This is a genomic window from Bradyrhizobium yuanmingense, assembly GCF_025200905.1.
Taxonomy (GTDB): domain Bacteria; phylum Pseudomonadota; class Alphaproteobacteria; order Rhizobiales; family Xanthobacteraceae; genus Bradyrhizobium; species Bradyrhizobium yuanmingense.
The window spans coordinates 1,658,452-1,669,144 of the sequence record NZ_CP104173.1; the positions used below are offsets into that span (position 1 = coordinate 1,658,452).

Annotated in this window: 9 protein-coding genes; 8 read left to right on the forward strand and 1 reads right to left on the reverse strand. The window is 65.2% G+C overall.

Annotated features, from left to right (window positions below; translation table 11 throughout):
• Positions 1 to 93 precede the first annotated feature (93 nt).
• Positions 94 to 1,119, forward strand: coding sequence for an AraC family transcriptional regulator (locus N2605_RS07740; RefSeq protein ID WP_109144736.1), 1,026 nt, complete (start codon positions 94 to 96; stop codon positions 1,117 to 1,119).
• A gap of 29 nt (positions 1,120 to 1,148) precedes the next feature.
• Here N2605_RS07740 and N2605_RS07745 read toward each other — a convergent pair whose 3' ends face one another.
• A complete protein-coding gene (locus N2605_RS07745; RefSeq protein WP_260346232.1) occupies positions 1,149 to 1,781 on the reverse strand; it encodes a cupin domain-containing protein in 633 nt (210 codons plus the stop codon).
• Between the two features lie 214 nt (positions 1,782 to 1,995).
• On the opposite strand from N2605_RS07745, the gene N2605_RS07750 reads away from it, so the two are divergent.
• From N2605_RS07750 to N2605_RS07780, 7 genes are all read left to right on the forward strand, one after another.
• On the forward strand, positions 1,996 to 3,684 hold the full coding sequence (locus N2605_RS07750) for a peptide ABC transporter substrate-binding protein (RefSeq protein WP_260346233.1): 1,689 nt from the start codon (positions 1,996 to 1,998) through the stop codon (positions 3,682 to 3,684).
• A 27-nt stretch (positions 3,685 to 3,711) separates the two neighbouring features.
• Positions 3,712 to 4,662, forward strand: a complete 951-nt coding sequence (locus N2605_RS07755; RefSeq protein WP_036028549.1) for an ABC transporter permease — start codon at positions 3,712 to 3,714, stop codon at positions 4,660 to 4,662.
• A gap of 4 nt (positions 4,663 to 4,666) precedes the next feature.
• Positions 4,667 to 5,542, forward strand: coding sequence for an ABC transporter permease (locus N2605_RS07760; RefSeq protein ID WP_074447543.1), 876 nt, complete (start codon positions 4,667 to 4,669; stop codon positions 5,540 to 5,542).
• Between the two features lie 52 nt (positions 5,543 to 5,594).
• Positions 5,595 to 6,923, forward strand: coding sequence for an NAD(P)/FAD-dependent oxidoreductase (locus tag N2605_RS07765; protein ID WP_036013132.1), 1,329 nt, complete (start codon positions 5,595 to 5,597; stop codon positions 6,921 to 6,923).
• A gap of 7 nt (positions 6,924 to 6,930) precedes the next feature.
• On the forward strand, positions 6,931 to 7,857 hold the full coding sequence (locus N2605_RS07770; RefSeq protein WP_109144733.1) for a 2-hydroxyacid dehydrogenase: 927 nt from the start codon (positions 6,931 to 6,933) through the stop codon (positions 7,855 to 7,857).
• A gap of 9 nt (positions 7,858 to 7,866) precedes the next feature.
• Positions 7,867 to 9,735, forward strand: a complete 1,869-nt coding sequence (locus tag N2605_RS07775) for an ABC transporter ATP-binding protein (RefSeq protein WP_085972359.1) — start codon at positions 7,867 to 7,869, stop codon at positions 9,733 to 9,735.
• A 442-nt stretch (positions 9,736 to 10,177) separates the two neighbouring features.
• On the forward strand, positions 10,178 to 10,693 hold the full coding sequence (locus N2605_RS07780; protein WP_260346234.1) for a hypothetical protein: 516 nt from the start codon (positions 10,178 to 10,180) through the stop codon (positions 10,691 to 10,693).

The window sequence follows — 10,693 nt, forward strand, 5'->3', positions numbered from 1 at the left end:
TGCAGCACGACGAATTTGCGAGCTCCGGCCCTTTTCGCCCCCGCGGAACTATTATAGGCTTAAAGGAATTCCGGGCGCGAAGCATGGTCGACGATGTCCGCAGCCGAGCTGGAAATGAGCGCAACAGCCTCTGCAGCCGAACGGCTTGCGGCCTTCGCCCGCGTCACCACTGATGACGTCGACGAGGCGGCCGAGCAGATCGGGCGCATCTTCTGCCCGCATGATCTCAAGCCGACACAGGCGCGCGCGGCCGGCTTCTCGGCCCGGCACAATTGCGCGGCGTTCGAGGGTTTCTCCATCAACTACGTCGCCTATGGTGGAGCGGTCAGCATCGATCCGGGCTGCCTCGAGCGCTTCTTCCTGGTGCAGGTCCCGCTTGCTGGCAGCGCCCGCATTCGTGCCGGTCGTCGTGAGCTCGATGCGGCCCCGGACCGGATCGCGTCGCTGCTGTCGCCGACAATTCCGACCCGGATGATGTGGAGCGATTGTGCGCAGGCGATCCTGCTGCTCGATCGCCGCATGGTCGAGCAGCGCGCCGCGGCCTTGTCGGGCAGGGCGACCGGGGTGGTCGAGTTCGATCCGGTGATCGAGCTGGATGCGCCGTCCGGGCGGGCCCTGCAGACGAGGCTCGCCGAGCTGATGACACTCGCCGAGCGTCTCGGACCATCAGGCCGGCTGTCGCCGGCCGCAATGGCCGATTGGCGCGAAGCGCTGCTCGATCATCTGCTCAACCGGCAGCGGCATGGCCTGTCGGATGCGATTGAAACTTTCTCAGGACAGGCCGAGCGTTTGCCGCGTGCCCTTCGCGCCGCGCGCGACCACCTTGCCGACCATGCCGGCGAGCCGCTCGACCTCGCGCAGCTCGCCTGCGCCTCCGGCATCGGCATCCGCGCGCTGCAGCTCGGCTTCCGCCGTCACTTCGGCGTGTCGATCTCGCAGATGCTGCTCGACATGCGCCTCGCCGGCCTCAATGCGCGCCTCGCGCAAGCCGCACCCGATGTTTCCATCACCGAGATGGCCTTCGATCTCGGCTTCACCCATCTCGGCCGCATGGCCGGCGCCTACCGCGAGAAATTCGGCGAGACGCCGTCAGCCACGCTGCGGCGAAGGATGAGCTAGATCCGTCTCGCCAGACCTTGATGCCGGACTCAACCCGCCGGCGAGTCGGTCTGGCGCAGCGTCGTCACCCAGATCACGCGCGCCACCTGCTGGGTCGGGTTGTCGAACATGTGCGGCACGATGCTCGGAAAACGAAAGCTGTCGCCGGCTTCCAGCACATGGGCCTGGTTGTCGAGCCACAGCCGCAGGCTGCCCGAGAGGATGTAGCCCGCCTTCTCGCCGGTGTGCTGCAGGAAGTCGGTGCCGGAGGAGGCGCCGGGATTGAGCGTGAGCTCGTAGAGCTCGAGCTGGCCATTGCCTTCCGGCGTCAGCGCTTCCTTGACGACGCCGCTGGCGGTGAGCCGCAGCAGCCGCCTGGCGTTCTTGCGCACGGTGTAGCGCGGCGCATCAGTGGGATCGCTGCTCTCGAAGAAATAGGAGATGGGAACGTCGAGCGCGATTGAGAGCAGGCGCAGCGTGCGGATCGACGGCATCGCGCGCGCACGTTCGAGCTGGCTGATCATGCCGGTCGACAGACCGGTCTTGTTGGCGACGTCCTGGATCGACAGGCCGGCGCGCTGACGCAGCAGCCGCACGGTTTCACCCAGGCGCTGGTCGACCGCATCGTCAGCTTCGATCGTCGGGCTGTCCTTGGTGCCGTTGGTATCGCCGCGACCATCCATGTCGCTCTCCCATGCATCGTCTCAGCCTCGGGTATCGAGTCCCGTCGCTTTAGTCAGAGTGAAAAGCTGGCGCATTCTAGCAATGCGATTGACAGCTGTATTTAGTCGTGATGAAATTTTGCGAGAAAAATTTAGAAGCACTAAAGCCCACTCCTGTCCCTTTGCCGGGGTCTCGGGGGCGCGGGGGTGCCGCGTGCGGAACGGAGAGTGGGTCATGGTAGACAACACCGGCAAGTTCGGCGTTGCGGCAGGGCATCTCGGCATTCCGAATCGCCGTCAATTCTTCCAGCTCGGTGCGGGCGCAGCCGCAGGCTGGACACTTTCAGGGAGCGCCGTCGCACAAACCGAACGTCCGGCCAATCCCCCGGACAAGCCGCGTGGGCAGGTGATTGCTGCGCTGTCGCAGGAGCCGACCGTCTTTCATCCGTTGATGCCGGGCATCGAGGTCGACCAGGGCATCTGGTGGCAGGTGTTCTCGCCGCTCTGGTACATCGAGCCCGACGGGAAATTCGTTCCCGACCTCGCCCGCGAAGTCCCGACCATCGAGAATGGCGGCCTCTCGGCCGACGGCCTGACGTGGAAGATCAAGCTGCGCAGCGACGTGAAATGGCACGACGGCACGCCGTTCACGGCCGAGGATGTCAAGTTCTCGCTCGAGCTGATCAACAATCCCGATTTCCGCGTCCGCAACCGCGTCGGCCACAGCCTCGTCAAGGACATCAAGGTCGTCGCGCCCGACGAGATCCACTGGCGAATGGAGGCTCCCTATTCGCCATATATGTCAATTCTCTCGCTCACCTTCATCGTGCCCAAGCACATCCTCGAGAAGGTGTCCGATCCTAATTCCTCGCCGTTCCACAACGCACCCATCGGTACCGGGCCGTTCCGCTGGGCCGAGCGCGTGCCGGGCGACCACATCCAGCTGAATGCCCATACCGGTTATCATGGCAAAGGACCTTACGTCGAACGCGTCGTTTTCAAATACATTCCGGACCTGACCGTTCTCTACACCCAGTTCCGCACCGGTCAGGTCGACTACACCGGCCTGCAAGGCATCCTGCCGAACTTCGTGCAGGAGGCAAAGACGCTGAAGGGCCGCAAGATCTTCGTCTCTTCGACCTCCTCGGTAGAGCATATCGCGCCGAACCTGGATTTTGGTCCTTTCACTGATCGTGCCGTGCGCGAGGCGCTCTATCTCGCCATCAACAAGCAGGCGATCATCGACGCGCTGAATTACGGTCTGCCGACGCCGACCGAGAGCTTCGTGCCGCAGCAGGCCTGGTCGTTCCAGCAGGGTCTGCCGCAGCACAAATACGATCCTGCCAAGGCCAACGCGCTGCTCGACGCCGCGGGCTGGGTTCGCGGCTCCGGCGGCATTCGCGAGAAGGGCGGCGTCAAGCTCGAATTCACCAACTCGACGACGGCGGGCAGTGCCGTGCGCGAACAGTGCCAGCAGCTCCTGATCCAGGACTGGCGGGCCATTGGCGCGGCGATGCGCGTCAGCAACATGCCGGCGGCCGTGATCTGGGGCGACTTCTGGCAGCAATCGAAGTTCAATTCAGTGATCGTCGGCGTGAACTTCATGCTGGGCAGCGACCCCGACGTGACGCCGCGCTTCGGCTCCGGCGCCATTCCCGCCAAGGGCGGCCGCGGCTTCAACACTTATCAATATCAAAGCGCGCAGGCCGACCGGCTGTTGTCTGAAGGCGCCAAGCAATTCGACCTGGCGCAACGCAAGGCCACCTATGGCGAGCTGCAAAAGCTGATCCGCAACGACCTCGCCATCCTGCCGCTGTTCCAGGGCTTCATCGCCGAGGGCATCAAGGAGGGGCTGCAAGGCTTCCGTCCCAACATCAACATGTCGATCAACAGCTGGAACATGCGCGAATGGTATTGGGCCTGATGTCTCGGGCTGGTCGGATCGCCTGAGATGGCCCGCTACGTCGTCAATCGCCTGGCGCAGGCGATCATGCTGCTCGTGATCGTCTCGGGGATCGGCTTCGCCATCCTGCATCTGGCGCCCGGCGGGCCGCTGTCGCAGTTTGCCGTCTCAAGCCAGATGACGCAGGAGGATCTCGACCGCGTCACCAGGCAGCTCGGCCTCGATCGTCCGCTGCCGGTCCAATATCTCGACTGGTTCGGCCGCATGGTGCGGGGTGATTGGGGCAAGTCGTATCGCGACGGCGAGGCGGTGCTGTCGGTGATCTCCTCGCATCTCGGCGCCACGCTGGAGCTGATGGCGACGGCGACCATCATCGCGGTGCTGCTCGGCTGCTGGATCGGCATCCTTGGCGCGCTACGCCGCTACTCGCTGTTCGATACGCTCGCCACCGTCGGTGCCATGATCGCGCTGTCGATCCCGACCTTCTGGTTCGGCCTCGTCACCATCTACGTCTTCTCGGTCAAGCTCGGCTGGCTGCCGGCGGGCAACCGGCATACCATTGGCGACGGCTCCTTCCTCGACCTGCTGCATCATCTGATCGCGCCGGCCATGGTGCTGGCGCTGGTCGAGACCGCGATGTGGGGCCGTTTCATGCGCTCCTCGATGCTCGAGGTCATCAACCAGGACTACATCCGCACTGCACGCGCCAAGGGCATGCCGGAATGGCGCATTCTCACGGTGCACGCGCTTCGCAACGCGCTGCTGCCGATGATCACGGTCGCCGGCCTGCAGTTTCCGACGCTGCTGGGCGGTGCGCTGGTGGCGGAGACCGTGTTCACCTGGCCGGGCATGGGCCGCCTGTTCCTGGATTCGATTGGTTACCGCGACTATCCCGTGGTGATGGGCATCCTGATGTTCTCGGCGACGATGGTGCTGATCGGCTCGCTGCTGGCAGACATCCTCTATGCCGTCGTCGATCCGCGCATCCGGGTGGGCTGAAGCGATGGCGACCGCAGCCTTCTCCACCGTTCAGCTCGCGCCCGGCCAGGCCGCGTGGCGGCGCTTTCGCCGGCATCGGTTGGCGCTCGCGGGCGCCTTGATCATCCTCGTGCTCGTGCTCGGTTCGACGTTCGGCCCCTACCTGCTGCCGTTCGACGACACCTACATCGACATCATGAAGCGGTTCGCGCCGCCGCTCTCCGGCGCGCATATTCTCGGCACCGACGAGCTCGGCCGCGACGTGCTGGCACGGTTGATGATGGGCGGGCGGGTCTCGCTCTCGATCGGCATCGTCGCGATGGTGATCGCGATGGCGGTCGGCATTGTCGTCGGCGCCTTTGCCGGGTTCTATGGCGGCGCGGTCGGCGCGGTGTTGATGCGGCTCGTCGACGCCGTGCTGTGCTTTCCGACCATCTTCCTGCTGCTGGCCCTCGCAGCGCTGACCGAGCCCGGTCTCGTCACCACCACCATATTGATCGCCGCCACGGCCTGGATGGCGGTGGCCCGCGTGGTCGAAGCCCAGGTGCGTTCGCTGCGCGAGCGTGAGTTTGCGGTCGCCGCGCTCGCGTTCGGCTCCTCGAACCTGCGCATCATGTTCCGCGAGCTCGTGCCCAACGCGATCGCGCCGATCGTCGTTGCCGCGACGCTCAACGTCGCCAAGGCGATCCTGCTCGAATCCTATGTCAGCTATCTCGGCTACGGCATCCAGCCGCCGGCGGCGAGCTGGGGCAACATGCTCAACAATGCGCAGATCTATCTCACCAGCGCGCCCTGGCTCGCGATCGCGCCGGGCGTCGCCATCACGCTCGCGGTGACCAGCTTCAACTTTCTCGGTGACGGCCTGCGCGATGCGCTCGATCCGCGAATGAACATCCCGTGACGCGCAAGACCTCTGACGCGCAAGAACTCGAACTGAACTCCAGGAGTGCCCCATGTCCCCGCCGCTCAACCGCATCAACAGCGACGAACGCCTGCCGGCGCAGGTAGATGTCGTCGTCATCGGCGGCGGCGTCATCGGCGTCTCGGCCGCCTATCATCTGGCGAAGAAGGGGCACTCCGTCGCGCTGGTCGAGAAGGGCCATGTCGGCGGCGAGCAGTCGAGCCGCAATTGGGGCTGGTGCCGCCAGCAAGGCCGCGCACGCGAGGAGATCCCGCTCGCGCGCGAGGCGCTGCTTCTGTGGGAGGACATGCAGAACGATGCCGGCGTCGATGCCGGCTTCCGGCGAACCGGGGTGTTGTTCCTGACCAAGAGCAAGGACGAACTCGCCAGCTGGGAGCGCTGGGCCGCGGTCGCGCGCGAGATGCAGGTTCACTCCACCGTGCTGACGCCGGCCGAGGTCGCCGAGCGCATGCCCGGCAACGCCGACACATGGGTCGGCGGCCTGCACACGCCGAGCGATGGCCGCGCCGAGCCGTCGATGGCCGTCCCTGCGCTCGCCACCGCCGCACGCAAGCACGGCGTCACCATCCACCAGGGCTGCGCCGCGCGCGGGCTGGAGACGACGGGCGGGAGGGTCAGCGCCGTCGTCACCGAGAAGGGCACCATCCGCACGCAATCCGTGCTGCTGGCGGGCGGCGCGTGGTCGTCGCTGTTCTGCCGCCGCCACGGCATCGAGCTGCCGATCGGACTCGTCAACGCCACCGCGTGCCGGACCACGCCGGGACCGGAGATCACCTCCGGCGCGCTCGGCACCGATTTCTACTGCATCCGCCGCCGCCTCGACGGCGGCTTCACGCTGGCGCTGCGCAACCGCGGCACGGTCGAGCTGTCGCCGGACCTGTTCCGTTACGCGCGCACGTTCTGGCCGACCTATCAGCATCGCAAGAACGGATTGAAGCTTTCGTTCGGCAAATCGTTCTTCGATCAGCTCATGCGCGGCACCAGCTGGAGTTTCGACAAGCCATCGCCGTTCGAGGCCGAGCGCGTGCGCGATCCCGCGCCCGACATGTCGCTGGTCAATGCGGCGCTGGCGGCGCTGATCAAGTCGAATCCGGAATTGAAGGACATCGAGATCGCCGAAGCCTGGGGCGGCACCATCGACTGCACGCCCGATACGATACCGGTGATCTCACCGGTCGATGCGCTGCCGGGTTTCTTCCTCGCGACCGGCTTCTCCGGCCACGGTTTCGGCATCGGTCCCGCCGCCGGCAAGCTCGCCGCCGACCTCGTGACCGGCGCGACGCCGCTTGTCGATCCGGCCGCCTACAGCCACAAGCGCATGATCGACGGCCGCCGGCTCGCGCCGGTCAGCCCGTTCTGAGGCCGGCATGACGGTTCTCTACAAGGCCAATATGGTGCGCGGCGCCGAGTGGGCGCTCTTCTTCGCGGAGCGCGCGCCTGATGTGCCGTTCCGGCTCTGGCCCGACATCGGCGATCCGGCCGCGGTGCGCTATCTCGTGGCCTGGGTGCCGCCGGATGACATCACGACGACCTTTCCCAATCTCGAGCTGGTCTTCTCGGTGGGCGCGGGCGTCGATCAGTTCGACACCACGACAGTCCCGGCGCACATCCCGCTGGTCCGCATGCTGGAGCCCGGCATTGCCGAGACCATGGTCGAATACGTCACCATGGCCGTGCTTGCCCTGCACCGTGATCTCCTCGATTTCGTCAGTCAGCAGAGGCAGCAGGTCTGGCGCGAGATCCGGATCACGCCGGCCAGGCGCCGGCACGTCGGCGTGATGGGGCTCGGCCAGCTCGGCCAGGCCGTGCTGGAACGGCTCAAGACGTTCGGCTTTCCGCTTCTTGGGTGGAATCGTTCGCCGCGCGAGATCGAAGGCGTCACCTGTTACGCGGGGGCCGATGCCTTGCCAGAATTTCTGGCGCAGGCCGACATTCTCGTCTGCCTGCTGCCGCTGACGGATCAAACGCGCGGCATTCTCAATGCCGAGCTGTTCGCGCGCCTGCCGCGCGGGGCAGGGCTCGTCAATGTCGGACGCGGCCCGCATCTCGTCGAGGCCGATCTCCTCGCAGCCCTCGACAGCGGCGCGCTATCAGGTGCGGTGCTCGACGTCACCGATCCCGAGCCGCTGCCGGTAGGCCACCCGTTCTGGAGCCATCCGCGTATCCTGCTGACGCCGCACAACGCCAGCATGACCACGCCCGATACGGCCGTCGATTTCGTGCTCGACGTCATCGCGCGTCACCGCCGCGGCGAGGAGCTGCCGGGGCTGGTCGATCGCAGGCGGGGCTATTAGGGCAATCGCATGAGCATCGACAGAAGAAGATCTGATCAGGCCGTTGCCGAAGCACAGTCCTCCGTGCTTTCGGTCTCCGGCCTCACCACCTCCTTCATGCTGGAGCGGCAATGGATTCCCGTCGTTCGCAAGGTCTCGTTCGACATCGCAGCCCGCGAAACCGTCGCGATCGTCGGCGAGTCCGGCTCGGGCAAGAGCGTCACCGCGCTGTCGATCATGCGGCTCATTCCGAGCGAGATCGGCCGGGTCGAGGGCCGCGTCATGCTGGCGGGGCGCGATCTGCTCGCGCTGCCCGAGGCTGATATGAAGGATATCCGCGGCAATGACGTCGCCATGATCTTCCAGGAGCCGATGACGAGCCTCAATCCGGTGCTCACCATCGGCTTCCAGATCGCGGAGGCGCTGATCCAGCATCGCGGCCTGTCGCGCGCGGCGGCGGAGGCGGAGACCGTCCGCCTGCTCGATCGCGTCCGCATCCCTGCGGCGGCGTCGCGCTTCCACGAGCACCCGCATCGCTTCTCCGGCGGCATGCGCCAGCGCGTGATGATCGCGATGGCGCTGGCCTGCAAGCCGAAGCTTCTGATCGCGGACGAGCCGACCACCGCGCTCGACGTCACCATCCAGGCCCAGATCCTGGAACTGCTCAAAGAACTTCAGCAGGAGGAGGGCATGTCGATCCTCTTCATCACCCACGACATGGGCGTGGTCGCCGAGATCGCGGACCGCACCGTGGTGATGTATGGCGGGCAGGCGGTGGAGACGGACGCCACCGCGCGCATTTTTGCCGCGCCTGCGGATCCCTATACGCGCGCGCTGCTCGCGGCGGTGCCGCGGCTCGGCTCGATGGACGGGCGGATGCGGCCGATGCGGTTTCCGATCGTCGACAAGGTGACGGGCACGTCGGACGAGCCGGCCGAGACGCCCGATACCGTCTCGCCCGCCGAGCGGCCTCTGCTGGAAGTCTCAAACCTCACGACGCGCTTTCCGATTCGCTCGGGCCTGTTCGGCAAGGTCTCGGGCCGCGTCCATGCGGTCGAGAACGTCTCCTTCACCTTGCGCGCCGGCGAGACGCTGGCGCTGGTCGGCGAATCCGGCTGCGGCAAGTCGACCACCGGCCGCTCCATCCTGAAGCTGACGCAGCCGGACAGCGGCACCGTCCTGATCGACGGCCAGGATGTGCTGGCCATGAACGGCCGGGCTTTGCGCGATGTCCGCAAGCACATGCAGATCGTGTTTCAGGATCCGTTCGCGAGCCTCAATCCGCGCATGTCGGTGGGAACGGCGATCGCTGCGCCTTTGCTTGCCAACGGACTGGCAACGGCGTCGCAGGCGCGCGACAAGGTCGCCGACCTGCTCGTCCGCGTCGGCCTCTCCGCTGACATGGCCGCGCGCTTCCCGCACGAATTCTCCGGCGGCCAGCGGCAGCGCATCTGCATCGCGCGCGCGCTCGCGCTCGGGCCGAAGCTGATCGTCGCCGACGAAGCTGTCTCCGCGCTCGACGTCTCGGTGAAGGCGCAGGTCGTGAACCTGATGCTCGACCTCCAGGCCAGCATGGGCCTCGCCTATCTCTTTATTTCCCACGACATCGCCGTGGTCGAGCGCATGAGCCACCGCGTCGCCGTGATGTTTCTCGGCGAGATCGTCGAGATCGGCCCGCGCGCGTCGGTGTTCGGCAACCCCCAGCACCCCTACACCAAAAAGCTGATGGCCGCCGTGCCGGTGCCCGATCCGTCACGCCGCGGCACGCCGCGTCCAACCTCCAACGACGAGATCAGAAGCCCGGTCCGCGCGCCGGATTATCAGCCCCCCGTGCGGCGCTATCGCGAAGTGTCGCCCGGTCACGTCGTGCAGATGTGGGGCGAGGAATGGTCGGCCTGAGGCTGCGAGCTTCACGAAACCAAGCGCGTATCTTTGATTTCGGCCAGACGCGGGCAGCGTGCTGACCAACCGCGCGTTGCAGATCCAGCATGTTCGCCGTCCGTTATCGCGAAATGAGATGCGTCCTTCGGAAATTGTGACCGAATAGAGCGACAGGGAGGACCGTGTGTGAACCGCTTCATACGCGCTCGCTCTCTTTCTGAATTACCACTCTCGCAACGAAAATTGCCGCACCCGGATCATTTGAAACACGGGTGAGATGCAATGCCTGCGCAGCCACATGCTCGCAGCTTTGGATTGGTTCCGTCTCGCTCACGAGCAAAGCCAGTCCCATCACTCAGCAAAGATTCTTCAGAAATTGGAATGAAAGGGCATCGCGCAACTCACGCAGCTTCTGTTCGGGGTCGGCCGGTAGGCTGCTACTTACTCAGAAGGAGCTCCTATGAAGATAAGCAGCGCAATTTTCAGCGCCTTTTCTGCAACAAGGCGCGTCGGCAATCTTCGGATCGCCCGTTCAAGTCTGATCAAATCGGCTCATCTTCTTGAAAGAATCGGGCTGGCCGCCGTTGGTGCATCTGGCGGCCTCTATGTTGGGGCGGCCCTGTTACGTCAGAAAGCCGGACTATTCGAAAGCGGCTGGATCGTCCTGATAACAATACTCTACGGAGCTGTCGGCTATTACGTCGGAATTGATATGGCTGGCCATGGCGCACAGAGGTCGACATCGAGCATCTCGGAAGAATGGAACGGTTCCGAGCCGGTCGAGATTATGAGTGCGGCTGGCACGTTCGGTGCGGCAATCGCTGCGACTCTGTCCGTCAGCATTCTTGTCCTTGATCAAAATCTGCCTAACGGCCTGATCGGCTTTGTTGCCGGCTGCTGGGTAATCGGTTCTTCGCTCCAGGTTGCGGCGGGCACGATGGCTCGCAGCTATGAAGCGCCTATCGGCGAGCAATGA

Bases quoted from the DNA above. Each gene is read 5' to 3' on its own strand.
- N2605_RS07745 (WP_260346232.1), bottom strand. From the start codon at position 1,781: ATGGATGGTCGCGGCGATACCAACGGCACCAAGGACAGCCCGACGATC.
- N2605_RS07750 (WP_260346233.1), top strand. From the start codon at position 1,996: ATGGTAGACAACACCGGCAAGTTCGGCGTTGCGGCAGGGCATCTCGGC.
- N2605_RS07755 (WP_036028549.1), top strand. From the start codon at position 3,712: ATGGCCCGCTACGTCGTCAATCGCCTGGCGCAGGCGATCATGCTGCTC.
- N2605_RS07740 (WP_109144736.1), top strand. From the start codon at position 94: ATGTCCGCAGCCGAGCTGGAAATGAGCGCAACAGCCTCTGCAGCCGAA.
- N2605_RS07760 (WP_074447543.1), top strand. From the start codon at position 4,667: ATGGCGACCGCAGCCTTCTCCACCGTTCAGCTCGCGCCCGGCCAGGCC.
- N2605_RS07765 (WP_036013132.1), top strand. From the start codon at position 5,595: ATGTCCCCGCCGCTCAACCGCATCAACAGCGACGAACGCCTGCCGGCG.
- N2605_RS07770 (WP_109144733.1), top strand. From the start codon at position 6,931: ATGACGGTTCTCTACAAGGCCAATATGGTGCGCGGCGCCGAGTGGGCG.
- N2605_RS07780 (WP_260346234.1), top strand. From the start codon at position 10,178: ATGAAGATAAGCAGCGCAATTTTCAGCGCCTTTTCTGCAACAAGGCGC.
- N2605_RS07775 (WP_085972359.1), top strand. From the start codon at position 7,867: ATGAGCATCGACAGAAGAAGATCTGATCAGGCCGTTGCCGAAGCACAG.